This is a genomic window from Olsenella uli, from assembly GCF_901212675.1.
GTDB lineage: Bacteria > Actinomycetota > Coriobacteriia > Coriobacteriales > Atopobiaceae > Parolsenella > Parolsenella uli_B.
In genome coordinates this window covers 1,649-25,606 of record NZ_CAAKOQ010000057.1, presented here as the reverse complement: position 1 = coordinate 25,606, position 23,958 = coordinate 1,649, and the positions used below count along the sequence as shown (strand labels likewise).

At 64.2% G+C, this 23,958-nt stretch carries 30 protein-coding genes and 3 pseudogenes; 7 read left to right on the top strand and 26 right to left on the bottom strand.

Annotated features, from left to right (window positions below; all coding sequences use genetic code 11):
- On the top strand, window positions 1–461 hold a 461-nt coding region (locus EFAMC1_RS09460; RefSeq protein WP_261981857.1), incomplete at its 5' end, for a histidine kinase.
- Complete coding sequence (locus tag EFAMC1_RS09455) at window positions 458–1,150, top strand: response regulator transcription factor (protein ID WP_154054021.1); 693 nt, start codon at window positions 458–460, stop codon at window positions 1,148–1,150. The genes EFAMC1_RS09460 and EFAMC1_RS09455, both read left to right, overlap by 4 nt.
- 178 nt (window positions 1,151–1,328) lie before the next feature.
- Here the strand turns inward: EFAMC1_RS09455 and EFAMC1_RS11545 are convergent.
- The 17 genes and pseudogenes from EFAMC1_RS11545 to EFAMC1_RS09370 all read right to left on the bottom strand — a co-directional run.
- Window positions 1,329–1,421: pseudogene (locus tag EFAMC1_RS11545) on the bottom strand (cysteine-rich KTR domain-containing protein); the annotation flags it as partial.
- Between the two features lie 563 nt (window positions 1,422–1,984).
- Window positions 1,985–2,266 carry a DUF4160 domain-containing protein gene (locus EFAMC1_RS09445; protein WP_154054020.1) on the bottom strand — a complete coding sequence of 94 codons (282 nt, stop codon included), beginning with the start codon at window positions 2,264–2,266 and terminating at the stop codon, window positions 1,985–1,987.
- Window positions 2,259–2,492, bottom strand: coding sequence for a hypothetical protein (locus EFAMC1_RS09440; RefSeq protein ID WP_154054019.1), 234 nt, complete (start codon window positions 2,490–2,492; stop codon window positions 2,259–2,261). The genes EFAMC1_RS09445 and EFAMC1_RS09440 overlap by 8 nt, the downstream gene beginning before the upstream one ends.
- A 475-nt stretch (window positions 2,493–2,967) precedes the next feature.
- Window positions 2,968–3,264: a Txe/YoeB family addiction module toxin gene (locus tag EFAMC1_RS09435; protein WP_154054017.1), complete on the bottom strand. Its 297-nt coding sequence runs from the start codon at window positions 3,262–3,264 to the stop codon at window positions 2,968–2,970.
- Window positions 3,265–3,266: 2 nt separating this feature from the next.
- The gene (locus EFAMC1_RS09430; RefSeq protein ID WP_154054016.1) at window positions 3,267–3,518 is read right to left on the bottom strand and encodes a type II toxin-antitoxin system Phd/YefM family antitoxin; all 252 of its coding nucleotides are present in this window, start codon (window positions 3,516–3,518) and stop codon (window positions 3,267–3,269) included.
- Window positions 3,519–3,692: 174 nt separating this feature from the next.
- Window positions 3,693–4,700, bottom strand: coding sequence for a histidine kinase dimerization/phospho-acceptor domain-containing protein (locus EFAMC1_RS09425; protein ID WP_154054015.1), 1,008 nt, complete (start codon window positions 4,698–4,700; stop codon window positions 3,693–3,695).
- Window positions 4,697–5,383 carry a response regulator transcription factor gene (locus tag EFAMC1_RS09420; RefSeq protein ID WP_154054014.1) on the bottom strand — a complete coding sequence of 229 codons (687 nt, stop codon included), beginning with the start codon at window positions 5,381–5,383 and terminating at the stop codon, window positions 4,697–4,699. Before EFAMC1_RS09420 ends, EFAMC1_RS09425 begins: the two co-directional genes overlap by 4 nt.
- 51 nt (window positions 5,384–5,434) lie before the next feature.
- On the bottom strand, window positions 5,435–5,848 hold the full coding sequence (locus EFAMC1_RS09415) for a superoxide dismutase (protein WP_154054013.1): 414 nt from the start codon (window positions 5,846–5,848) through the stop codon (window positions 5,435–5,437).
- Window positions 5,845–6,684 (bottom strand): ABC transporter permease, encoded by an 840-nt coding sequence (locus tag EFAMC1_RS09410; protein ID WP_154054012.1) that lies wholly within the window; start codon window positions 6,682–6,684, stop codon window positions 5,845–5,847. The genes EFAMC1_RS09415 and EFAMC1_RS09410 overlap by 4 nt, the downstream gene beginning before the upstream one ends.
- Complete coding sequence (locus tag EFAMC1_RS09405; RefSeq protein WP_261981856.1) at window positions 6,684–7,517, bottom strand: hypothetical protein; 834 nt, start codon at window positions 7,515–7,517, stop codon at window positions 6,684–6,686. The genes EFAMC1_RS09410 and EFAMC1_RS09405 overlap by 1 nt, the downstream gene beginning before the upstream one ends.
- Window positions 7,514–8,227, bottom strand: coding sequence for a lantibiotic protection ABC transporter ATP-binding protein (locus EFAMC1_RS09400; RefSeq protein ID WP_154054011.1), 714 nt, complete (start codon window positions 8,225–8,227; stop codon window positions 7,514–7,516). Before EFAMC1_RS09400 ends, EFAMC1_RS09405 begins: the two co-directional genes overlap by 4 nt.
- Before the next feature lie 101 nt (window positions 8,228–8,328).
- The gene (locus EFAMC1_RS09395; RefSeq protein ID WP_154054010.1) at window positions 8,329–9,600 is read right to left on the bottom strand and encodes an MFS transporter; all 1,272 of its coding nucleotides are present in this window, start codon (window positions 9,598–9,600) and stop codon (window positions 8,329–8,331) included.
- 124 nt (window positions 9,601–9,724) lie between these two features.
- Window positions 9,725–10,390 carry a TetR/AcrR family transcriptional regulator gene (locus EFAMC1_RS09390; RefSeq protein WP_154054009.1) on the bottom strand — a complete coding sequence of 222 codons (666 nt, stop codon included), beginning with the start codon at window positions 10,388–10,390 and terminating at the stop codon, window positions 9,725–9,727.
- Between the two features lie 189 nt (window positions 10,391–10,579).
- Window positions 10,580–11,170 carry a DUF4143 domain-containing protein gene (locus EFAMC1_RS09385; RefSeq protein WP_222838703.1) on the bottom strand — a complete coding sequence of 197 codons (591 nt, stop codon included), beginning with the start codon at window positions 11,168–11,170 and terminating at the stop codon, window positions 10,580–10,582.
- A gap of 230 nt (window positions 11,171–11,400) precedes the next feature.
- Window positions 11,401–11,640: a hypothetical protein gene (locus EFAMC1_RS09380; protein ID WP_222838702.1), complete on the bottom strand. Its 240-nt coding sequence runs from the start codon at window positions 11,638–11,640 to the stop codon at window positions 11,401–11,403.
- A 61-nt stretch (window positions 11,641–11,701) separates the two neighbouring features.
- The gene (locus tag EFAMC1_RS09375) at window positions 11,702–12,076 is read right to left on the bottom strand and encodes a DUF488 domain-containing protein (protein ID WP_154028140.1); all 375 of its coding nucleotides are present in this window, start codon (window positions 12,074–12,076) and stop codon (window positions 11,702–11,704) included.
- 397 nt (window positions 12,077–12,473) lie between these two features.
- On the bottom strand, window positions 12,474–12,611 hold the full coding sequence (locus EFAMC1_RS09370) for a hypothetical protein (RefSeq protein ID WP_187324649.1): 138 nt from the start codon (window positions 12,609–12,611) through the stop codon (window positions 12,474–12,476).
- On the opposite strand from EFAMC1_RS09370, the gene EFAMC1_RS09365 reads away from it, so the two are divergent.
- The gene (locus EFAMC1_RS09365; protein WP_154054008.1) at window positions 12,610–12,831 is read left to right on the top strand and encodes a hypothetical protein; all 222 of its coding nucleotides are present in this window, start codon (window positions 12,610–12,612) and stop codon (window positions 12,829–12,831) included. The genes EFAMC1_RS09370 and EFAMC1_RS09365 overlap by 2 nt on opposite strands.
- A gap of 38 nt (window positions 12,832–12,869) precedes the next feature.
- Entirely contained in the window at window positions 12,870–13,292 is a 423-nt protein-coding gene (locus EFAMC1_RS09360; RefSeq protein WP_261981855.1) for an MFS transporter, read from the top strand.
- Between the two features lie 243 nt (window positions 13,293–13,535).
- Here EFAMC1_RS09360 and EFAMC1_RS09355 read toward each other — a convergent pair whose 3' ends face one another.
- From EFAMC1_RS09355 to EFAMC1_RS09330, 6 genes and pseudogenes are all read right to left on the bottom strand, one after another.
- The gene (locus EFAMC1_RS09355; RefSeq protein WP_154054007.1) at window positions 13,536–13,727 is read right to left on the bottom strand and encodes a hypothetical protein; all 192 of its coding nucleotides are present in this window, start codon (window positions 13,725–13,727) and stop codon (window positions 13,536–13,538) included.
- 15 nt (window positions 13,728–13,742) lie between these two features.
- Window positions 13,743–14,750 (bottom strand): helix-turn-helix domain-containing protein, encoded by a 1,008-nt coding sequence (locus EFAMC1_RS09350; RefSeq protein ID WP_154054006.1) that lies wholly within the window; start codon window positions 14,748–14,750, stop codon window positions 13,743–13,745.
- 148 nt (window positions 14,751–14,898) lie between these two features.
- Complete coding sequence (locus tag EFAMC1_RS09345) at window positions 14,899–15,081, bottom strand: hypothetical protein (protein WP_154054005.1); 183 nt, start codon at window positions 15,079–15,081, stop codon at window positions 14,899–14,901.
- A gap of 85 nt (window positions 15,082–15,166) precedes the next feature.
- Window positions 15,167–15,700, bottom strand: a complete 534-nt coding sequence (locus EFAMC1_RS09340; RefSeq protein WP_187324648.1) for a D-alanyl-D-alanine carboxypeptidase family protein — start codon at window positions 15,698–15,700, stop codon at window positions 15,167–15,169.
- A 210-nt stretch (window positions 15,701–15,910) separates the two neighbouring features.
- Complete coding sequence (locus EFAMC1_RS09335; protein ID WP_154054003.1) at window positions 15,911–16,864, bottom strand: tRNA dihydrouridine synthase; 954 nt, start codon at window positions 16,862–16,864, stop codon at window positions 15,911–15,913.
- A 174-nt stretch (window positions 16,865–17,038) separates the two neighbouring features.
- Window positions 17,039–17,686: pseudogene (locus tag EFAMC1_RS09330) on the bottom strand (linear amide C-N hydrolase).
- Here EFAMC1_RS09330 and EFAMC1_RS09320 point away from each other — a divergent pair.
- Complete coding sequence (locus tag EFAMC1_RS09320; RefSeq protein ID WP_187324647.1) at window positions 17,685–19,160, top strand: sensor histidine kinase; 1,476 nt, start codon at window positions 17,685–17,687, stop codon at window positions 19,158–19,160. The pseudogene EFAMC1_RS09330 and the gene EFAMC1_RS09320 sit on opposite strands and share 2 nt — an antisense overlap.
- A 243-nt stretch (window positions 19,161–19,403) precedes the next feature.
- Here EFAMC1_RS09320 and EFAMC1_RS09315 read toward each other — a convergent pair whose 3' ends face one another.
- A complete protein-coding gene (locus EFAMC1_RS09315) occupies window positions 19,404–20,594 on the bottom strand; it encodes an ATP-binding protein (RefSeq protein ID WP_154054001.1) in 1,191 nt (396 codons plus the stop codon).
- 138 nt (window positions 20,595–20,732) lie between these two features.
- Between EFAMC1_RS09315 and EFAMC1_RS09310 the strand changes: the two genes are divergently transcribed.
- Together EFAMC1_RS09310 and EFAMC1_RS09305 are read left to right on the top strand one after the other, a co-directional pair.
- Window positions 20,733–20,900 (top strand): hypothetical protein, encoded by a 168-nt coding sequence (locus tag EFAMC1_RS09310; RefSeq protein ID WP_187324646.1) that lies wholly within the window; start codon window positions 20,733–20,735, stop codon window positions 20,898–20,900.
- 285 nt (window positions 20,901–21,185) lie between these two features.
- Window positions 21,186–22,484, top strand: coding sequence for an ATP-binding protein (locus EFAMC1_RS09305; RefSeq protein WP_154054000.1), 1,299 nt, complete (start codon window positions 21,186–21,188; stop codon window positions 22,482–22,484).
- Window positions 22,485–22,527: 43 nt separating this feature from the next.
- Here the strand turns inward: EFAMC1_RS09305 and EFAMC1_RS09300 are convergent, their stop codons facing one another.
- Window positions 22,528–23,073 (bottom strand): transposase, encoded by a 546-nt coding sequence (locus EFAMC1_RS09300; protein ID WP_154053999.1) that lies wholly within the window; start codon window positions 23,071–23,073, stop codon window positions 22,528–22,530.
- 67 nt (window positions 23,074–23,140) lie between these two features.
- Window positions 23,141–23,230 (bottom strand): annotated as a pseudogene (locus EFAMC1_RS11540) (hypothetical protein); the annotation flags it as partial.
- Window positions 23,231–23,958 lie beyond the last annotated feature (728 nt).

Here is a 23,958-nt window from a genome sequence, read left to right as displayed (position 1 = left end):
TCGTGGCCGCGGACGGGTCGGGACCCGCCGCGCTGGTGGCCGAGATCGCGGCGCGCGAGCTCACCGCGGGCTCAGCCTTCCTTCTGGGCGGCTCCCTGCGCGGCGCGCACGACGCCCGGGAGGCCAGGGCGCGCGCCATGGCCGCCGAGGCGCGCCGCGACCAGGCCGAGCGGCAGGCCCGCATGGCCGCCTCGCTCCATGACTCGGTGGGCCAGCGGCTCACCGCCATCGTGACGCTCTGCGAGGGGCTGGGCGGCGGCACCGGAGACAAGCGGGTCGACGCGGCGGTCGCCGCCATCAACGCGGAGGCGCGTGCGGGGCTCGCGCAAACCCGCGAGACGGTGCGCGAGCTCGCCGGCCTCGTCGCCGACGCGGAGGAGAGGACGGGCGGCGGGCCGATCGAAGCGGGCTGGGGCCCGCGGGGGCAAGCCCCCGGAGACGGCGGAGGGAGCCCGGGATGATACGCGTGGTGGTCGTTGACGACCAGGCCTCGGCGAGGATGGGCCTCTCCATGATGGTGGGGCGTGACCCGGGGCTCTCCGTGATCGCCACCGCCGACGACGGAGGGGCGGCGCTTGCGGAGCTTGCGCGCCGGGAGGGCTTCGGCGAGCCCCTGCCCGACGTCGTCGTCTCGGACGTGCGCATGCCCGGGACGGGCGGCGTGGCGCTCGCCCGCGAGGTCGCCTCGCGCTTCCCCTCCGTGCGGACGCTTTTGCTCACGACCTACGACAGGGACGACTACGCGCTGGGCGGGCTCGCCGCCGGCGCGGCCGGGTTCCTGCTCAAGGACGCCACCGCCCGCGAGCTGTGCCGGGCCATCCGCGCGCTCGCCGCTGGCGGCGCCGTGCTCACGCCCCGCGTGACGCGGGAGATCGTGGCCCGCACCGTCCCGGGCGCCGCCGAGGACCCCGAGCGGGCCCGCCTCCTGGAGGCGCTCTCCTCGCTATCGCCCCGCGAGCTCGAGACGGCGTCCCTCGTGGCCGAGGGGCTCTCGAACGAGGAGGTCGCCGCGCACATGGTGATGGAGCCCGCGAGCGTCCGGAGGAACGTGAGCCGCGTGCTCGCCAAGCTCGGACTGCGCGACCGCACCCAGCTCGCCGTGGCGTGGTGGAGGTGCGGGATGGGATCACGGGAGTCGCGCGAGGGGTAGGCCGACGACGGCTCGCTCACAAAAGAACGCATCAGGTGCCCGAGGACCAGCTCCAAGGCGGCGGGGAGGTGACGTTCTCAATCTGGGGTTTTGTTGTAAGCGCATAGTCTCCCATAGCTGTTCTCTCCTTAACTTAAAAATAGCTGAGCAAACCATAAAAGAAAAATACTCCTTTATGTTATCGGCTCTGTGGCTGTACGTCTGGAACTTTGATAACGGTTATATTGAATTGTTTAATGACGATTTGACATTCACTTTTGCATTTGGGACAAAGGAGAGGGTATTAACTAAGTACGGTATCCTCCCGATTTTTGTCGCGCGTTTTTTTCGAAAGAGACACAGCAACTCTTAGAAGGCATCCAGCTCTTTGCACAAGCAGATGGAAGAAACAAATCCCGCTAACGAGAATGAGCTGAAAATTGCGAGAGTCCAACAATACCAACGATATGAAGTTGAGAGACTCGAAATAGATTGCCCAAGCATAGCAGCCACAGCAGCAATCGTATTAAAGGCATTCACCAGAATGGAAGGCAAATCGGGATTTGTTTTCCATGTGCAAACGGAAAGCCCAATCATCACCGCTAAATAGCAGATAGCTCCAATTACCCCCATCAAATTCACCAACATAAGAGAGGCATACTCAAGCGCAAGATAAATAGTCGGCAGAGTATTCAAATGCTAGTTATTATTTAGGAGACTTAGCACTTGTAAGATGACTCATCCAAACAAATGGACCCGATAAGCAATATCAAAAAAATAAAAAACAATGCCGTAAGCAACTACGATCTCCAAGTCTCCCTTATTGAAGCACATTAATGCCGCATGGGAAAACTCCTACTTTTCTCCGTAAAATCCCTCATGGCTGTACTCACGCCACTTGAGGTACATCTCACGATAGTTCTTCTTTATGAACTTCTGGATGATTCCAATTTCACGGGCGGACAGCTTGCCACGATGTTGAAGCTCGGTATCCCCATTCGCCCTGACAAAGAACTTCGCGGAGCCCGCTTCCGCCAGCCGACCATCACTGGCGTGGACGTGCATGCACTCAACGACGCAAAACGAGGTGAAATATAGGTAGTATCCGGCAACCATGAACTGGAAGTACTTAGGCATTATTCGCCCCAAGGAACTCCCTGTTGCTGAGGAAATAGCCCCGCACGATACCAAGCTCCATGTCATCCATGCTCGTCTCGAGAACGTCGCCTTCGCCATCGAGAACGACTGCCGTGGTGGGCGAGTTGAGATTGAGAACTCGGATTCGGCCATCATCCTCCTGGGAGAAGGCGTAGCCGTTCACTATCATGTCCGCAGTACTCGCAACCGCCTCGATATCAGGCATGAGCCACCTCCACGTTCTTAATGGGAGAAAGAAACACATCCGAATCTATATATAGGTCCTTAAGAATCGGCACGAGGTCGATGTACTCTTCCTCGTCATCTGAGTTGTGCGAATACTTGGCGTCGGCAACGAGATAGCCCGCATCCCATTGTTTCACACGTGTGTAACGCTCAAGTGAATACGGAGCGCGAAACCGAATGAGGACGTCCCTAAATCGAAACTCCGTGAAGCCATCTGAATTGCCAAGAGTTGCCGTGTTCTGGGCATTCGCCCTCACTACCATGGTTCCACCTCCAACTCAATCTCCATCAATTCTACCCCTTGCCATAGAGAAGGAAACCAATGCGGAACAACATCGACATGAGCAGCATCCGCTCGTGGGATGACAATCCCCGGAAAATGTCAGGCGTGGTCGCGCTCGTCCTCTTGCTTGGCGGAGATGATGTCAATGAGGCTCGCATCCAGCGTCCAACCGTTATCGCACACCGTCATAATACGTCCACATGCGAACGACCTTGACCGCTCCCTCATAGAGAGTGCCGCCCCTCTCAATCTCCCCCTTGATCGTCTCGTAAACGAAGCGGTGCCGCAGGCTGATGCGACGGGAGTAGAGGCCAGATAGATTGCCAACGAGGGCCTCATAGCGCGGAGGAGCCTTGATAGGATCCTCCCGCACCGCCGCGACGAGCGCCTTCGCCTTGCCGGCAAGCCCCGCCGCCTTGAGTTGCCTTGCATCCTTCTGGGCCTGCTTGGTGAACACGACAAGCCACATGGCTACCAGTCCAGCGCGTCTTCGGTGGCGCAAATCTCGACCGGCTCCGCCTTCCCCGCAACAATCGACTCGGCAACGCTGGGAATACCCATGAGATGGAGCGTCTCCTCGATAGAGGCCCACTCATCCTCTCCGACGAGCACGGCACCCTTGCCGCGACTGTTCGTGATGGCCACCGGAGCGCAGTCCACGTTGACGCGCGTGATAACGTTGTACAGGTCCTTGCGTGCCGCCGTTGCCGTAATAGAAGTCATGCGGCCTCCTTTACCAAAGCGTACGCTTTTACGTACGTTTATGGTAAGACGAGGAGACAAGGGTGTAAAGTCCCCTCGCTGCGCACGCCCACACCCAATATGGATGAAGAGTCAGCTGGGGCAGTCAGGCATCCCTGTCACTCGATTCTATTTCGCTGTTGCGTACTTCGGAGCTCAGCCTCGCGAATCCGTATCGGGTTCCGACCGCCCCTCGCCGTCCCACTCACCCTCCCGCCAGGCGGCGATGATGTCGATGAGGGCCGCGTCCAGGCGGTGGGTGGCGTCGAGGATGGCGCGGGCCTCGTCGGCCTGCTCGCCCTGGAGCCGACCGTCCTCGAGATCTGCGGCGAGGAGCTCGGCGTTGCCCTGGATGAGGGTGAGTGGGGTCTTGAACTCGTGGGCGAGCTTCTCCATGCGCTCGCGCCGGGCCTCCTCAGACGCCATCTGCTCCTCGAGGGACCGCTTCAGCGACACCCGCATGCGCTCCATCGCGGCGAGCACGTCGTCGACCTCGGCCACGCGGCTCGTGCCGGCGGGCTTGTCGAGGTCGTCGGCGGCAACGGCGTTCGCCGCCGCCACGAGCGGCTCCATCTTTCGCGTGAGCACGCGGGCGGCGCGCAGGGCGACGAGGACGACCATGAGCACGGTGGAGAGCGCGGTCGCGATGAGCCAGAGGTCCTGGGGGTTCGGCCAGGACGCGTCCCGTGCGTGGTCGACCCAGTGGGGCATCATGTCCCAGGAGATTGCTGCCCACGTGCCATCGGCGAGCTTCACGGCCGCCACCTGCCCGTACGAGCCAGACGAGACATCGGGGCTGGGTCGGACGGACGTCTCGTCTGCGGAAGCGCTCGATACCGATTTGCGAACGTTCGCAAGGGCCTCCTCATCCATGTCCGCTGAAAGCACGTTGCCCGCTGCCGAGAAATGAGCCCATTGATAAGCCGAGGGGAGCGATTCCGAGTCAAGGGAACCGGCAGAGGCTATACCGGAAATCGTCTCGTCCGCATGCGTCGCGCCCCAGTCCGCCGTGAGCACCTCCCCGCGAACCATGGCGCCGGAGAGCAGCGCCCAGGGACCGCCCACGGTGAGGACGGCCCCGAGCAGGACGAGGGCGAAGTAACGCCCGACCACGAGGGCAAGCGGGACGCGAAACCGGCCGCCCCGGCCACGCGTACGACTCATGCGCCCGCCCCCCACTTGTACCCGACGCCCCACACCGTAGCGATGGGATCGACGTCCGCGGCGCGGAGCTTGGCCCGCGCCTTGCCCACGTGGACTGAGACCGCCGCGTCATCCGTCTCGCTCTCCCAGCCCCGTACCGCCTCGCGGATCTGCGCCCGGCTATAGGCACGGCCGGGGTGCTTGGCGAGGAACTCGCAGATGCTGTACTCAGTGGGCGTGAGGGGAACGGGCGCGCCGGTCGAGCCGTCGGGAGCTGTCACACTGAGTTCGCATGCCCCGAGGTCGAAGCGCACGCGGCCGAGGTTGAGCACGCTCCGGCGCACCCGGCGCTCGCGGCGGAGCGACGCAGCCACCTTCGCGCGCAGCTCCGCCACGCCAAAGGGCTTGCGTACGTAGTCGTCGGCGCCGAGGCCGAGGCCCAGCACCGCATCGTCCTCGGTGACCTTGGCCGTGAGGAACATGATGGGACCGTCGAAGCGGTCCCGGATGCGCCGGACGAGCTCGAAGCCATCGAGCCCCGGCATCATCACGTCCGTGAGGATGAGGTCGTAGCGCGAGAGATCTATCGCAGGGACCGTCGTTGAGTCGTCGGCGCACTCGACCTTGTGACCGTCGCGGGAGAGTGCCCGCTCGAGCAGCTGAAGTATGGCGCGGTCGTCATCGACCGCGAGGATGCGAGCCATCGTGCCCTCCCTCATCGAATGCCTGCCAAACGGCCTGCAGCTCAACCAATCCTATTCCAAGTCAGCAAGACTGAGCGCGAACGACCGGATGGGACCGATGGAGGCCCCAGGCCGCACGAGATCCTCCGCCTTAGGGAAAACGTCGTTGTCAGGAAGGTCGTTCAACGCGTAGACCGTGCCATCCCCCGTCGTGAGGCGCAGAACCGGATCGCCCGACGCATCGGGTTCGGCGCCGACCTCGCAACTGTCGAACTCGAACGGCCATAGGTCCCCGAACTCCTCGCGAGTGATGGTCTGAGGGTTGGATGTGGCCTCGACCGATGAGGCCGAGGAGCCAGACGTGGGAAACTCCTCCGGATGGGACAGGCCCCTGCAGCCGGAGAGGACGGGCATCGTCACCAGGGCTGCCGCAAGCACCAGGGCGAGGAACCGGGTACGGGGGCATCGCCCCGAACACACGCTCACTCCCCTCGCCTCCCCTCTTCGAAAGAACCCACCCAGGCAAGCAGAGCGATGAGGGCGATTGCCGTGACCGCCAGGGTGAGCACAGAGGTCACCTCGAGCTGCCAAATCACCGCACGCAAACCAGCACCCGTGGCCATGCCGAGCTCCACGAGGAGCGACCCCAGCCGCTCCGCCCAGGCGAACGGCACATAGCCGAGCACGCCCGACGAAGCCGCAGTGAGCTCACCAGTGACGAGCCCGTGCGCGAGGCCGCCCACGGCGAAGAGGGCGCAGGCGAGGCCCGCCGCACCGACGCCGATGGCGGCGTTCCTGCCGAGGGCGAGCGCGAGCCAGACCGACGCGACGTAGAGGACGAGCGACCCCGCCGCCATGCCCACGGCCGCCCGGGCGTAGACGCCCGCCGAGAACCCGTCGCGCCCGAAGGCCCCGAGCATCACCGAGAACGAACCGAGCGCCACCGCCACGGCGATGACGCCGAGCAGCCACAGCACGAGCACGCGCGCCGCAAGGGCGATGCGCCTCGACGGTACCGCGAGCAGGCTGGCAAGGCCCGATGCCTCGCGCTCGCCGTCGACGTCAAGACCGCACACAATCGCGACCATGAGGGGCATGAGCGCACCGACGAGCTGGACGAACGCGTCCGTGCCAAGGCGCGGGTCCCACGGCGCCACACCGAAGTAGGCCCCGCAAGCGATACCGGCGATAAGTCCGCATGCCAGGTGCAGGGCAATCAGCGGCGAGCGCCTGAGCCGCACGCACTCTGAGATCGCGGCGCGCCAGAGCGACATCCGGGACACCCGACCGGCGCCCGCAGCAACATGCCTTCCGTTTCCCATCACAGTTCCTCCGATCCCCTGAACCAGACCGCGCCGGCGACCGTGAGCAGCACGAACGCCGCCGCGCAAACCGCGAGCGCCGCCGCCTGAACAGGCCCGAAGGACCCAATCGCAGCCGCGAGCTCGGGCGATGCCGAGAGCGGCTCGGCCGTGGGCAGCACGGGCAAGAAGGCGCTCGGCAGGATGACCGAGGCCGCCGGCGGAAACGCCCACCAGACCCCGCCGACCGCGGACCACGCGAAGCCCCCACCGATCTGCACAGCGAGCGGCACCAGCACGCCAGCGAGCATCCCGGCCCGGCAGACGAGGAAGAGCGTCACCGGAATCATCCACGACGTCGCGATGACGCTCGTCGCCGCAGCGGCCACCATCGCGAGAACCGATGGCCCACCCGGGTTCACGACGGCACCCACGAGGTACACGGCGAGCACGCACGCGTTCGAGAGCGCCGAGAGCGCGAGGCACCAGAGCGCCTTCGCCCACCAGGTCCGCCTGAGCGGTGACGGGCTGGAAAGCGGCACGTGGTCGCGCAGCCGTGCATCGTAGTTGGCCACGCACGCGGAGATGAGCGTGAGCGCCACCGGCAGGAGCAGCACGTAGTAGTAGTTCCACGCCGAGAACGAGAGCTCTGGACTCATGCCGAAGCGCCCCGAGAGCGGCCCGAAGAGCAACGGGAACGGCAGCGCAAGCGCGATGGCGACCTTGACCGGTGCCCCGTGGGAGCTCTTCAGCGCCTCGGAGCGCAGGGCGCGGAAGAGGCCGGGGCGGCGCGCTGATCCCGCCTGCGGCACCGGCTTCGCGACGCGCTCGGACACAGTAGCAGACCGGCTCATGCGGCCACCCCCGTCCGTCGGCACACGTCCATGAACAGGGCCTCGAGGTCCTGGCCGGCCTGCAACGGTGCCTCATAGGCAAGCCGTCCGCCGACGATGATGCCGATATCATCGGCCGTCTGCTCAACTTCGACCAGGATGTGGCTCGACACGATGACGGTGATCCCGTGCGTGGGGAAGCTCCGGATGAGTCCGCGCAGCTCCTCGATGCCGATGGGGTCGAGGCCGTTCGTCGGCTCGTCCAGGATGAGAAGCCGCGGGCTCGCGAGCAGCGCAATCGCGATCCCGAGTCGCTGCTTCATCCCCAGGCTGAAACGCCCGGCGCGCTTGGACCCGGTGTCTGTAAGGTCGACCGTCTCGAGCACCTCGTCGATGCGACCCTCCGGGATGCCGAGCAACGTGGTGCGCACGAGCAGGTTCTCTCGCGCCGTGAGGTTGGGATAGAGCGGTGGCTGCTCGATGAGCGAGCCGATGGCGTATAGGTCGTCGCGGCTCCAAGGATGCCCGTCGACCAGGATCTGCCCCGACGTGGGACGCAGCATCCCCGTCACCATCTTGAGCGTGGTGGACTTGCCCGCGCCGTTGGGGCCGAGCAGGCCGTACACGCGTCCCTCCCCCACGTGCAGGCTCACGCCGTCGACCGCCACCTGCGCTCGGCTGCCGCGGCCGAACCGCTTCGTGAGCCCGCGCGTCTCCAGAACATATGCCATAGGGACCTCCGTCCATAGGATTCCTTGCTTGCGATTCCAAGGATGGAAGCCAGTTCTAAAGAAGCGTTAAAGATGACAAAACGACCCGACCGGTTTGTCATCTAATACCGTCGCGCTACCTTCGCGACCAGCGGCAACAGGGCCGTTGTCAGCACGAACGTCACCGCCAGCACCCTGCCCGCAGGCCATGCGCCGTACGCCCAGCCGTACGCGATCTGCCCGAGGGGCTGCGCGCACATGCTCGCTGAGAGTGCGAGCGACATCACCTTGCCCGTCATGCTCTCCGGGCAGGACATCTGGATAGCCGGCACCGCGATTAGATTCGAGAGCGTGATGGACACCATGGTTCCGCAGGTACACGCCGTGAGCACCGCAAGCCGCACCCCCGCGCTCGCGGGCAGCGCCATGACGAGCGCCTGCGGCAGGATGGTGAGCGAGAAGACGGCAACAGTCACCGGGAAACGCCGCATGGAGAGCGCCTTCGAAACTCGCCCGCCCACGACAGCCCCAAGCAGGCCCGACACGCCGACGAGACCGTAGGCGAACCCGTACGCCTCGGAACCGAATCCCAGCACGGTCCGCACCATATAGGGGAACCCGATCTCCGCGTATCCCGTCACCAGGAAGTTAAGCGCCGCGCAGAGCAGCACCAGCTGGAGGGCATGGGGACGCTCGCGCGTGAGGAAGCGACCCGCCGCACGCAGGTCGTCCAGGGCAGAGGCCCGACCACCGTCCTCACGCTCGGGCACGTCGAGGCGGATGAAGCATTCCACGACAGCCGCTACGCCGAAGCCCACGACCGTGATCCCCATCATGGGCATGGCGCCCACCGCCGCGTAGAGCACGCCGCCGAGCACAGCCGGCACGAGCGTGCTCGTCTGGTTCACCACGTTCACCACCGCCATCGCGCGGCGCATCACGTCCTCGCCGTGCGAGCGGAACATCTGCGGCAGCGCCGCCTGCACCGTCGGGGTCTCCATGGCGTCAAGCACGGCTAAGACCACCTGCATGATGGCAATCACCGCTAGGTTGAAGCCCGTCACCGAGAAGGCCGCGGCACAGGCTAGCACCGTTACGGCGGAAAGCGCGTCAAGCGCCACCATGACGGTCCGGCGATTCGTGCGGTCCGCCACCACCCCGCCCAAGGGCGAAAGAAGAATCGTCGGCAGGATGCTCGCCGTGAGGATGGAGGCGAACGCCGCCGCCGAGCCGGTCTCGTCGAGCACCCACATGGACATGGCGAACCGCAGCATGAGGTTGGCGAAGAGCGATATGCCGAGACCCGCGATAAGCAGGGCGAAGTTGCGCGTACGCAGGGGATTGGCCGTGATGTCCGAGGGCATCGAGGCGCTGCTTTGTTCGGTGGCTTCCATAGTGATTCCCTTCATGATTTCGTCTTGATATCTATTCATACCAACTGTTGGTATGTATATTGGTGATTTGAAACCGGGTGACGGCACAAAAGACCCGCCACCCGGACGACGTACGTCAAACGGCCTACGCAGCTGAACCCTGCCCGTCCGGCACCAGAGCCATAAGCCCCTCGACCGCTCGCTGGATAAGCGCCTCGTCGAACAGCGGCACATCGATGGCGTCCAGCATCGCGTCCAAGGAGCGGATGCGCCGCTCCATATCGTCATGCGAGGCCGGATAGAAGCAGGGCATGAGCCAGTAGTTGCAGAGCAGCGCGAGCAGCTGCGCCGCCTCCTCGGGATACGCCGTGGGAATCGAACCATCCTGAACCCCCAGGTCAACGAAGGCGCGGAAGGACTTCGGCAGCTCCGTCGACCAAAAGCGCATGTTGGAGGTGAAGAACGCGGGGTCCTCGAGCAAAGCCAGCTGGGAACGGACGAGTTCGAGATGGTCCTTGTCCTCGACGACGGAGAAGATGAGCGCCCGCAGCTTCTCGAGCGCGGTCAGGTCGCGCCGACACAGCAGCTCGTCCCGCAGACGCACGGTAACGGCCCACTCGTCGTTGTTCAGCCGGTCGAGGATCGCTTCCTTCGACTTGAAATGGTGGTAGATGGCGCCCTTGGAGAGGTCGCCGAGGTCGTTCAGGATGTCTTGGATGGACGTCCTTTCGTAGCCCTTCTCGGCAAACAGCCTCCGGGCAGAATCGAGGATGCGATGCTCGGTCTCCTCGGGATGTGCGTTACGTGCCATATGTCCTCCAATCGCCTGGAGACCAGTATACATACCATCGGTCGGTTTGTAAACTAGGGCAGCTGACAAACCGACCCGACCGTTTTGTCATCACCAAAGCCTTTGCTCCAAGCACCTCCGCAGCAAAAACGCACGGAAATACGGAATTGTCAGCACGTTGTTGCTCTCCCCACGTTTCCTCCGCGAATCTTAACCCCACCAGCTGATATCCGGGTATTTGTCAGACGAGATCAAGGTGCGCATGGACTTCGCGGTGCCGTTTGTCGCCTTCACCTCAATGGGCACCAGGCATGAACCCGACCTCACAAAGAAATCCTCTTCAAGCGTGGAGTTCTCCCGCTTGTAGTAGAACAGGTCGTACCCCTGCTTGACCAGCGCCTCCGCAACGATGTTCTCGTAGAGCCCGCCCTTGTACACGTCGAGGTTCCTGTTTGATCGCAGGTCATCGCTCGACTCGTCATCCAGCATGGACACGAGAAGGCCGCTGTCGCTGAAGTACAGCTTGTACTTCGCCTGGTCATAGTTGCCTTTGATTGGCAGCTCCGGATCGAGCAGGCAGTGGCACATGTTCACCACGCCCGCGCTCGCCAGCCACTTGATGCAGCCCCAGTAGTCCTTGAACCTGGCGCCGCTCGCCACCTTAGAGATCTGGAACTTCTTGTTTTCCTTGGCAAGCTGCACCGGCATGTGCTTGAACACGTAGAGCACACGCATCTGCTCGATACCCGAAACAAACTTGCGTATGTCCTCTTGATAATCAAAGACCAGCTGACGCTGCATGGCGAGCGCCCCCTCGAACGACCACGCTCTATGAAGGAGCTCACGACGGCAGGCATACCTCCCAACACGCAGTACTCCAAGAAAGCACTGGTGAAGGCCGACTCTTCCGTCACGGAAAAAGGGCGCGCCGTAACGATGTGCTCCAGCATTGAACTGATGACGTCGTCGCCGTAGCCCTTTGCCCAAAGGTATTCCTCAAAGTCGAGCGACCTCATATCGAAATCGGTTTTCTAACCAACGCTGTTGCTCTCGATGGTCTTGTAGTCAATCCCCAGCATCAATCCCAAACAGATGGCATCGAAGCGACCATCAATCTTGAAGAACATGAGCGAGGCGGCAACGTCAGGAAGCTCCTGAATCTCATCGAAGATGATGAGCGTTTCTCCAGGTACAAATCGCTTGCTCGGGTCAAGCAACGAAATGTTCCGAACGATGTCGGAGGCGATTTCATGAAAGATGCTCCCAACCATGCAATCTGAACTAGAGCGTTCTTCATGGCCCTTACCTCAGCTTTTCCCAGCCGCCAAGGGCTCAAGCCGTTTTCGTCTTCTCGGCAAGCCAATCCCCAAGCACGACGGCATGGTTGCAAGAGGCGTCCTTCGCGGCATAGAGCAGCGTCACGTTCCGGCCTTGCACGAGTTGATCTCGACACCTGCTCGCAAGTTCTTCCGCAGCGGATGAGGACGAGAGCTCGTCGCGATACCGAGCAGAAAACTCCGCGAAACGGTCGGGGTCGTGCCCAAACCATTTCCTCAGCTCCGTCGACGGGGCAACGTCCTTGTCCCACGCGGTGAGCCGGGCGCGGTCCTTCGAGATGCCACGGGGCCACAGCCGGTCGACGAGGATGCGCTCCCCGTCCGCATCGCCTGGCTCGTCGTAGATTCGTTTCGTCGTTATGGTCCCCATAGTTTCGCCCCCGATTTCGACGGAATGGTTATACCCGGCACGCGGAGCCGGGAATCCGGGCGAGGTGCGCGACGCGCATGCGCCCCGCACTTGAGCACGTAGTTCTTCGCGAGGATGGACAGGCCAAGAGTCACGAGCACCAAGGTAACGAGCACACCTTGGTACTTCGCGATCTTCCCCTTGACGAGCGGCTGACTTCAACACCCTCTCGAGCATGAACTGCCCCACCCAATACGAGTGGCATAGATATGGCAATGAACACGCGAAGGCGCCGGTTTCAATTTGACATCTACGAACGCTCGAGAAGGGCGTTATTGGCGTCAATGAAGGCCTGAACAGAGACGGCGGGCTCAAGCGGATAGAGCAGCGCACACGCCGCCTCGCGCGGCTCCGCGAGCTACACGGTGACGAGCCCCGGATGAAGGCCCGACCAGGCTCCTGATGTCACGAGCACGCCGGCCTTCTCCGCGTACTCGTTGAAGAGTCCAAGGTCATAGCGGTCGACGTCGATCACCTCGAGGCCCAAGGCGCGCATGGCGCAGAGCCTCGACATCTGGGATTGGCGACTCTCCGACGAGGAGATGGCACGGATTGCCACGCTCGACGAGGACGAGAGCCTCTTCAACTACGGCACCGCCGCGGGAGCCCGCGCGCGCCGCGCGTTCAAGGCGACGACTAGGCAGCCTTCGCAACCCTTCGCAGCACTTCGCAACCCTTCGGCCCTTCAATCCTTCGACCAGAGAGGATTCACGTGAGCACGATGTCCCTCGCCCGATCACCCGAAAGACCCGCGATGACCACCGGCGGGCGGCCGCGCTCCGCGGCGAGCAAGCCGGCCCGGCGCGCCAGCATGATCCCCTGCGCCGCTGCCTCCCTCGCCATGTTCCTCATCGGCATGGACACGTTCATCGTGAACGTCGCGCTGCCCACCATCGGCACGGAGCTCCATACGAACACGGCTGCGCAGCAATGGATCGTCGATGGCTTCACGCTGGCGTTCGCCGCACTGCTCCTGCTCGCCGGCAACCTCTCGGATCGCTTCGGGGCGAAGCGCGCCTTCATGGCGGACACCGCGGGCTTCGCCGTGAGCTCGCTCATCTGCGCCCTGGCCGTGGGCGCCGGCATGCTCGTGCTGGGCCGCGCGCTGCTCGGCGTATCCGCGGCGCTCTTCAATATATCTACAGTGTTGGCTTATTCTATACAGAAAGATTACTGAAGCAGAGACCTAACTCAAAATGAGGTGCAGACGAAGAGCGCATACCCAGCTGATGGGGCGGCGAGGTGCAGATGAGGACCACATAATACGTAGCGATGTAGCCGGCACCACATGAGACGGCAGTGAGATGCGAAAAACGAGTTGGCACACACTGCAGACTCTCAACCGTATGGCTCAGCACCAATTGTGGTCATCGCCCCATCCTTCTTTCGGAAAGCAGCCGAGCGACTCGAACCAATAGGATCAGTCGATCCCTATCCGTACAGCCCGAACCACGAGCACCGCAAGGACGAGGGGGACGGCGACCCATTTGGGGAACTGCAGCGCGTTAAGGGCGAGCGCGATCGCGAGTATCAGCGCGTATGCAAGGAGTTCCCACCACATCAGGGCAGGGCGGCGGTAGGGTGCTTCCGGCCTTTCCCCGTACTCTCTCATGGGAACCTCCTCTCGTCAGGCCTGCATGCGACCCAGCAGGGCCAGGCGCCAGTCAGCGAGGGACTCGTCGCGCCAATGGGATTCATCCCCCAAGAGCAGGCGAGCGAGCTGGGTGGTGTTATCTCCCTGCTGCTCGCCCGCAATGACCTCGAGCTGGTTAAGGGCGGTAGCCTCCTCTCCGAGCTCGAGCAGCCTCGCGGCCGCCGTGACACGCAGGCTCGGGATGGAGTCGGCATCCGCGAGCGCCCAACCGAGGGCGGAGCGTGCCTCCTCGCCCCGCCCCGCGAGGCGGGCGATCTCCTCAGCGTCGTCGGCCAGGTTGACCATGCACATGACCTCGACGAGGACCGTGCCGGCGGACTCCGCGAGGTGCCGTCGGTTCAACGCGAGCGCATCGGACCTCTTGCCGAGCTTCTCGTACGCCCCCTCGAGGAGCAGATAGACCCCCGCGCTGCCGGGGGCGAGCATCCCCTCGAGCATCGCCGCCGCGGCCGCGGCGTCCCCTTCGGACAGGAGCAGCGTCGCCTGGATCTGGCGGGCCCGGAAGGCCTCACCCGGTTCACGTGACCGCTCCACCACGCGGCGGCAGAGCTCGTCGGCCCGACCGCCGAGGACCGCCGCTGCGCCCTCCTCGCCCGCGGCCCTGGCGGTAGTCGCCCACCCGGCGTAGAGCCCGGCAACGGCGACCAGCAGGTTCCAACTCGACCCGTGGTCGCGCAGCTCCCGCTCGCAGCGGGCGACGGCGGCGTCGCGGTCGGTCAAGGAGAGCCCCGTGGCCTCCCGCACGATGGCGGAGACTTCCTCATCTGATAGCTCCTGACCATAGCCGATGAGCTCGTCGAGCGTGACGCCCAGCTGGGACGCGAGGCGTGGCAGCATGGCGACGTCGGGCAAGCTCTGGCCAAGCTCCCACTTCGAGACCGCGGCCTTCGTCACGCCCACCCGCTCGGCAAGCGCGGCCTGGGTGATGCCGAGCTCGCGCCTCCCGGCGGCGATGTTCTCGGCGATGCTCGTGTTTCTCATGGCTCCTCCTTGCTGGAAGTGTCGGGAGGACCGGTCCCTGAGACAAGTATCGGGGCGAGGAACGGTTGACACAATGGAGCGGTGGTTGACCTTTCCGGGGCTTAGTCAACCGGAGGACGACGAGGCTTGCCATTCAACGCGCAGCCGCTCACAGCTCCCCAGCCCGCCGCCTGCGCGCGCGGTAGCCATAGTTGAGCGGCACCTGGTACGGCGCGCCAAGCTCGGAGTCATTGAGCGCGAGCACGCCGGACGTGCCGCGCTCGAGCACCTCGATGCCAGCTTCCTCGCTGAGGGCCTGGCGCTTTCTGCGCATGGGAATGAGGTCAATCATGGTCGTCCCTCCAAAGCCGGTCTCAAACTGGAAGCCATCTTAGCCCTCGGCCTGCGCGCCGTGCGGCGCAGCGACAGTCAGTGCGCTAGAGACACGACGGCCTCAGTCCTGCCGCCCTACCCCTCCGACGACCCACCTCAAGCCTGGCCGCGAGCTCCTCGAGGCACTCGCCCGTACGCCGCAGCTCAGTTGCAACGTCAACGCCAACGTAGGTGTAGTGCCAAGGCTCGAAGTCCACACCCGTAAGGGCGAACTTGCCCGGCGGATACCGACGGATGAACCCAAACCGCCACGAATTCTCGAACAGCCAGTCCTGGATTCCCTCGAGGCCTCCCGGGCTACCGTCTCCGCAGCTGATGTCGAGCGCGACGCCCAAGGCGTGCTCGCTCCGACCCGGAAGCGCCACGTAGCGGCGCGCGGCTCGCCAAGCTTTACAAGGCGAGAGACCCCGCAGCATGTTTGCGCCAAACCTGCAGACGAGAATCCACGCCTGCCTGACCGGGCTACGATAGGCAGACGTGACCACCGGGTCGAGGCCGGCGGCTCGGCAGGCTTGCAGCAGGGCCTCCGCAGGACCGGCTACGCGAGCGTCAACGAGGCGCCCTCCCTCGATTGGCACAAGATTGGGGGTTCCGTGGGAGAAGAAGGCTGGCCTCGGCATCGCGATCACCTCGTCCTCGCTAGGGTCTGCGTTCTCCCCCATTGTGCAGCGGGGACACGCGCGATCGATGAGCCGAGGCTTACGGGGCGGTGACGGTTTCGTCACGCGTGGCGCCATGATTGGCGGACGCCTGTGGCGCACGCGTCAACGAAGGGGCCACGGGCGGCATCACACCTGGAAACAAGGCCTGTCAGCAAGCGGTTCGCTGCGAAAGACCTGCTCGGCCGCCGCCCTGTAGTCCTCGACGCGGCGCGCCTTCCGCATCGCTCGATGCACCGCGACGGGGTCCGCGAAGGCATACCGGGCATACGCCCACCATTCCTTGAGGCGATAGACCGCATTGCCACCAATCTCGGCCTCGTAGGCATCGAACAGCCTGTCATGAAACGCATGGAGCTCCTCGGGCGTCATGGGACCACCACCTCGCAGCTGCCGCGGCAACGCGGGGTTGGTGAGGACGCCGCGTCCCACCATCACATGCCGCGTCGCCGGATATGCAGAGAGCAGCGCCTCCAGGTCCTCCGGCGCAAAGATGTCCCCGTTGTAGGCCACTGGGAAGGGCGCCCGGGCAAGGGCCTCGCCATAGGGCTCCCAGCGCGGCGCGCCCTTGTAGAAGTCCTCGCGCACGCGCGGGTGAACGATGAGCTCGGCGAGCGGATGGGCGCAGTAGGCGTCGAGGATCCGCCCGAACTCGGCGTCATCGGACACGCCCAGCCGCGTCTTGACCGAGACCGGCAGCGGCGAGCGCGCACAGGCCTCGCCGAGGAACGCGTCGAGTGCCTCGGGGTCACGCAGGAAGCCCGAGCCCTTGCCCTTGTTGAAGACCGTTCCCGAGGGACATCCCAGGTTGAGGTTGACCTCCCGGTAGCCCATATCGGCAAGCAGCCCCGCAGCGTACACGAACTCGTCGGCGTCCTTCGTGAGCAGCTGCGGGATAACGTCGAGCCCGCGGTTGCGCTCGGGATCGACCTCGCGGGCCGCGCGCCCGCCGAACGTGGACCCCGCGTGCGGCGGCGCGACAAACGGGGTGTAGTAGCGGTCGAGGACCCCGAAGCACTCGGCGTGGACGCGCCGGAACACGCTACCGGTAACCCCCTCCATGGGAGCGAGCGAGAGGATCATGCATGCAACCCCTTCGAGAATGACAAGACGGCCCGAGACAAATCGACCCGGACACTTTGTCACGAACCAAGCTCGAGCACAAGCACATCCTCGTCGCGAAGCGAGGCGGGGCGCGGGACGCCGCGCGCCATGCGCGCAGCGCCGCGTCGCCCTCAGCGCCAAAGTGGAGAGCCGCTAGCGCATAGGACGCGTCTGGATCTCGATGCCATCCTGGTCGAAATCGGACATGGGGAAGGCACGAATTGCGAAGTCATCGTACGAATTGACGTAGTACGTGTTCGTGGAAGACGAATATCCGCTGGTGAACAACGTCTTCTCGAGCCTTCCATCGGATACGGCCGCCGTTCCCTCCACCATTTGGACTCCGCCCAGGGTGCGGAACAGCCGGGAAACGTTCTCGCGCTCGTTATCCTTCACCGGATAGTGCGCGCTCGCATAGGCCGCGCGCACGAAACGCGAGGGCGAACAGGCGTCCCCGGGGATGCCGCGCATGCTCACGCCCGTGCCCCAGGCGGCAAGCTCTCGTCGACCCCACGAGACGGGCTCATGCGGAAAGTCCGCGTAAACCGGGGGGAAGTTGAGGCCCGCCACGGCGAGACCGCGCTCGTTGGCGCAATCGAAGTACATGGGGCGACCCTGGGCGCACACACCCACGCCCGCAACGGCGAAGCCCTCAGCGCGCTACGGCGCACCAAGAACCGACCGGTACGGCAGGCTCCGGGGCGAGAAGACGATGCTCTCCCCATACCCGCACACCCAGTCGAAGTTGCGCCCGAAGTGCATCGAACCGTCCACGCCGTTGAATCGAATTGACGTGCACATGGCAATGCTCCTTCTCTTGCGTCCTTATTGGGCTTGCTTATACCCGGCACGCTTCCAAGAATCCTGCAGCGAGTCTCAATATTCGCGGTACGATAACTCGCAAATCCTCACCGCTACGCCCTGTTCGACGCCGATGGGGAGCTCGGGCGCGACCTACGCCTCCTTCGCGCTCGAGGACGAGGCGACATGCGTCCTCTCCAGCGCTTACCTGCCGCAGTTCACGTCCCCCGCGCTGCGGGACCCCCTGCCCAACCCCCAGAACATCATGCTCGCGGCCGGGTTCGCCGGAAGCCTTGCCGCAGTCGCCCTCGTCGCAACGAGGGCGGGACGCTTCATCAGGCGAAAGCTTGACCCCCTCACGGACGCCACGGCGCGCGTTGCCCGCCAAGACCTCAAGTTCTCCGTCGAGGCGGGCGGAGTGCGCGAGGTCGACGAGGTGCTCTCCGCGATGGACGCCATGCGCGCTACGCTCGAAGAGTCACTCAAGGCGCGCTGGGACTCCGAACGTCGGCAGCGCGACCAAGTCGCCGCGCTCGTGCACGATCTGAAGACCCCGCTCACGGTGATCCGCGCGAACTCCGAATACATCGCGGAGGAAACGGGCGACCTCGCCGCCGATAGCGGGCCCGCCAGCCCCGAAAGGCTCTCGGCCGTCTCCGACGCAGCAAGGGCGACGGCGGCCGGGACGAAGCGCCTCGACTCCCACGTGCGCCTTCTCATGCAGGCGTCAAGGCAGCTCCCCGCCGCAGGCAGCGCCACGGCATCCGCAGGCAGGCTTGCCTCGGCAATCGAGGAGGATGGCCGCTCGTTCGCACAGACGGCGGGGGTCGAGCTCTCCCTTTCGACAGATGGCGGCATCGACGCGCTTCGGGTCGAAGGCGACGAAGACGCCCTCGTCCGAGCGATTGCGAACGTCGTCTCGAACGCGATCGACCACGCGTCCTCCCGCGTGTCGGCTCGAATGGCTTGCTCCGAGGGCGGCCCTTTGGAAATCGAAGTGGTCGATGACGGCGCGGGCTTCTCGGAAGAAGCGCTCGAACACGGATGCGATCAGTTCTTCCGTGAAGGCCCCGCCCGGACGGATGAGCATTACGGGCTCGGGCTTTACATCGCATCGGAAACCATGGCGGCATGCGGCGGCACGGTTGAGATAGCGAATCTCGATTCCGATAAGGCGCCCATCCGAGGGGCCCGCGTCATCCCGAAAGTGCCGTCGGCTTCAAAATCCACCGCCATTTTGAAACCGTCTGCCACACCACGTCCAGCTTTATGGCCAGCTCTTCTTGCGAGAGGCCTCGCGATTTCCGGATCGCGCGGATGTTCTCGTTCAGCATGGGCTCTTCCCTCCCTCTTCGCCGAGCCAATCGTTGCCCGCAGCGAGGCGTTGCGGCAAGCAACGGAAGGCGACATCGGAGCAAAAGCGGACGAAATCGCATCGAACTCCCAGTCTTTTGTCATCGGGGACGTTCTTTAACGACTAGTCAAAAGGGGCACTCTTTCGGCACTTGGGGACGTTCCTTTCCTGCAGGCACTCGGGGACAGTCACCTACACTCATATTGACGTTCGCCCTCGCGCTGCTGTGTGCGGTCCCGGTCGCGCGCGTCGCGGATCGGTTCGAGGCGTAGGGGAGCAGGCTTGCCGCGTCTGGGCGAATGCATCTCAGATGCCGCCTTCGTCGATACTGCAAGGCCGCCCTCTCCACCTTGCGGACGGCTCCTAGCAGTGCTCCAGTGCGCCGCTGGAGAAGAGCCTCCATGCCTTCCGAAACGACACGAGCCCGCCGCGCTGCGTCTCGGCGTTTTCATTCCCGCCGTAGACCACGGCGCGAGCAGAGGGGTCCAGACCGAGGTCACGCTCCGATATGCCGGTCAGCGCGTCGAAGTACTTCGGCTTGTACGTGGCGGAGGATTTGACCTCCACGGACTTCACGGCCCTGAGACCGCGCTGGACGAGGAGGTCGATCTCGTTCTTATTCCCGTCGCGCCAGAACGAGAGCTGCGGCGGCCTGCCTTCCGCATAGAAGGTCTTGAGCGCCTCGTCGATGATGGCAGCCTCGAACAGTGCCCCGTACTGCGGGCTCGTCATCAGCTCTTCCGGGCTGTCGATGCCTATGAGGTTGCAGGCGAGGCCCGTGTCGAGGAAGTAGAGCTTCGGCGTCTTGATGAGCCGCTTTCGCGCATTCGAAAAATAGGGCTCGAGCAGGTAGACGATGTGACTCGCCTCGAGTATCGAGAGCCAGTCGCGCGCCGTCTTCGTGTCAACGCCGCAGTCCCTGGCGAGGCTCGTGACGTTCAGCAGGTTTCCACAGCTGAGCGCACACAGCTGCAGGAACTTCCCGAAAGCCGAGAGGCTGCGGACGCCGAGCTCCTCGCGCACATCGCGTTGGAGATAGGTGTCGATATAGCTCGGGAAGAAGCTCTGCGGGTCGATGCCGGACGAGAACACTCGGGGATATCCCCCGTTGAAGACCCAGTCTGCCGCGCGCTTCGGCTCGAATCCCGCGGAGGCGAGCTCATGGTAGGAAAGGGGGAGCAGGGTGAAGAGCGCCACGCGCCCCGCCAGCGACTGGCTCACGGCCTTAAGGAGTAAGAAGTTTTGCGATCCAGTTAAGACGAATCGCCCGGGCTCGTTGGAATCGTCGATGATCTCCTGGAGGTAGGAGAAGAGATCGGGGACGCGCTGGGCCTCGTCGAATATGACGTTTGACTTGTGAAGGGACAGAAAGCTCCTGGGGTCGCTTTCGAAGAATGACCGGTTATCGGGATTCTCGAACGTGACGTACTCGTGGTCGGGGAAGGCCTGGCGCACAAGTGTGGTCTTGCCGCTCTGGCGCGGACCCGTGACCGAGACCGCGGGAAACTTCCCTGCCTGATTGAGCAGCTTTGCCTCCGCATCGCGCTTTATCATGGCTACTCCTCGAATACTATAGAATCTACTACCTGATTTACATAGGTTCTACTCCCCGATTAACTTGAAGTCTACCACCTGATCTGCATGCGTCGTAGCGGCATGTCGACGGTGCTCAAGATGTTCCAGGAGCACCTGATGCGAGGGGGCATCAACCCGGACAACATCATCGATATCAACTTCGAGCGCATGGACGAGCAGTACCCGTTGGAGGCACAGGCTCTGTACGACTACGTGGCGAGGCGCCTGGGTGACGGGCACAACTACGTGTTTCTCTTGTCATCGGGGACGTTCTTTAACGACTAGTCAAAAGGGACGCTCTCTCGGCACTTAGGGACGTTCCTTTCCTGCCGGCACTTGGGGACAGTCCTTCTCTGACTGCGAAGACTGTCCCCGACGGCTAGTCGTTTAAGAACGTCCCCGATTACTACCTTTAGAAACCCGGAAAAGCTGCGCGCTGCGGCGATTTGGACCCGGAAAAGCTGCGCGAAACGCCAAAATAGACCCGGAAAAGCTGCAAATATATCTAGAATAGACCACGAAAAGCTGCAAACCGCTGGTAGGCAGGTGTATAGGGTGCTAAAGCGAAAGATGCTCGAAACGCTTCGGGCGTGGAGGGCGAGCAAGGGTGCGGAGTGCCTGCTCATCAAGGGTGCTCGCCAGGTTGGAAAAACGTATATAGTCGCCGAGTTTGGGCGCCTCGATTATGAGAACTTCGTGTCCATCGACTTCATCGAGTCCCCGGAGCTCAAGGAAGTTTTCGACGGAGCGCTCGATGCCGATACAATCTACCGGCAGATCTCCCTCGTTGTCCCGGGCGCACGGTTCGTCCCAGGCAAAACGCTCCTCTTTCTTGATGAGATTCAAGAATGCCCCGCCGCGCGCGCCGCGCTCAAGTACCTTGCGCTTGACGGCAGGTGCGATGTGGTGGCCTCGGGGTCGCTTCTGGGCATCCGCTTCAAGGAGGAGGCGGCCAAGGCATCCGTGCCCGTTGGCTACGAGCACGAGATCGTCATGGGACCTCTCGACTTCGAGGAGTACCTATGGGCGCGCGGTTACGACGCGGAGTCTATCGAGGGCCTTCGCGGCTTCTTCGAGTCGCGCGAGCCGGTTCCCTCCGCCGTTAATCAAAAGATGATGCAGATGCTGCGCGAATACCTTGCCGTTGGCGGAATGCCCGCGGTGGTGAGCGCGTTTATGGAATCGAACAGCTTCGCTATTGCCCACGACGAGCAGCGCAGCCTTTTGGCATCGTATCTGGACGACGCAGCCCGATGCGCCGAAGCCCCCGAGCGGGTGCGCGCACGAGTGTGCTTCGAATCGCTTCCGCGCCAGCTTGCAAAGGAGAATACAAAATTCCAGTACTCCGTGGTGGAGAGCAGGGGAACGGCGCGCAAGTTTGGATCATCCGTGGACTGGCTCGTAGGGGCGAGTATGGTTCACAGGTGCCAATGCGTGACCGCGCCGCAGTTCCCGCTTGCGGCATACGAGGACGGATCGAAATTTCGCCTTTATGCTGCCGATACAGGTGTGCTCATGGCCATGTACGGCTTTGAAATGCTGGAAGCGGTGGCAAACAACAAGCTCGCGGGTCCCATGAAGGGCGGCCTCTACGAGAACCTGATCGCATGCATGCTTGCGGCCAAGGGCGTGCCCCTTCGTTACTGGAGGTCGCAGAAGGGCGACCGGGAGATCGAGTTCGTAACGGACTCGTCCGACGCGAGCGTTGTCCCCGTTGAGGTAAAGGCGTCTCGCGGGTCGACGGTCTCCCTCAACGATATGCTCGAGCGCCCCGATGTAAGCCTGGGGTACAAGCTGATTGACGGCAACGTTGGCCAAGATGGCAAAAAGGTAACGCTTCCGTTGTACATGGCCATGTTCTTGGGATAGAGCCTGACTATAAATGGGGCTTCTGCCGTTCCTGTGGGCGGAGTCATCCCCTTCCCGGCAGTCGGGGGCTGAGCCGGGAGCACCTGAGCATCACCGTCGCCAGGAGGTTGCCCACGTTGCGGAAGCCGTAGGCCGTCCTGACCGCCAGCTTCACCTTGTTGTTCGTCGCCTCGACACGGGCGTTCGACACGCCGAGGGCGACCGCCCCGACGATCGCCTCCCGCCTGCACCCGACCTTCCTCGAGACCTCGACGAACCCCGGTATCCCGCAGCGGCACGCCCATGACAGCCAGCGCCCCAGGGCCTCGCTCGCCTCGGCCGCCGTGGCGGAGCGGGACACGGCCCCGAGCCCCTCCTTTAGCGGGCGGCCACGCCACAGCGCCCCGCCGGCCCGCGACACGGACGCGGGCGCGCCGGACTGCCGCTCGGTCAGGTCCTCCGGGCTCTCGAGCAGGGCGCACCTGCCGCCCTTCACGGCCCCGGCGGCGGCGGGGTCGGCCCCCGGGCCGCGCCTCGGGGCGTTCCACGCCTGCCGCCGGAGGCGGTCCGGGGCGTCGGTGGCCCACCGGACCACGTGGAAGGGGCCCATGACCCCCCTCGGCGTTCGGGCACCCCTCTGCGACCACGTCGGCCATCCGCCGCGCACCGTCCGCGGTAACGACCTCGAGGGCCGCCCGGCCCTCCTCGCCGAGCCCGTCGAGGAACTCCGAGGGCACGGCCCTGCCGCAGCCGTCCCGGCACCACACGACCCTGCCGGCGTCGTGGCCGGCCACGACCGTGACGTGGCGGGCCCCCTCGTCCTCGAGGTCTCGTCGACGCGCAGCGCCTGAGGCCCCTCGGCAGGGACCCGCCCTCCCCCTCGAGCGGCTCGCCGCAGGCCCGCCCGCACGCCGACCCGACCGTGCGCCAGAAGACCCGCATGAGCCCCGGGGCGGCCTCCTCGCCCATCTGGGCGGCGCACCAGGCGAGCCGGCCCCCGAACGCCGACGCCATGCGGCTGGCTGCGCACCTCGCCCAGGGGACCGCCTCGACGCGCACCCCGTGCCCGGGGCACTCGACGCGGGCCGGGGCGTACCTGACGAAGCGCCTCGAGAGCCCGAGGTCCGGGGCCCTCCAGAGCCCCGGGGGCATGGTGCCGCAGGCGCCGCAGCGCCTTCCGCAGGCCGGGCGGCGCGGGGCGCGGGAGCGCGGCCCGGCGTCGACGACGACGTCGCCTCCCGACTCGGAGCGCCCGGTGACCACGGCGCCCTCCAGCCCGAGGGCCTTCTTTAGCATCCTGTCGTCCATGGCGCGGGGACTTCCTGACGGTCAGTCCTGTCGGCGCGAAACAACCTGCAGGAAACCCCGCGTCATCTGCCGCCACACCGCGGAATCAACCCACACGAAGTGGCGAAGAGCCGCATTATTTGGGTCGGCGGGATCATCCCCGCATGCGCGGGGAGCACATATGCGACAAGGGCGGCAAGGTGCTCTC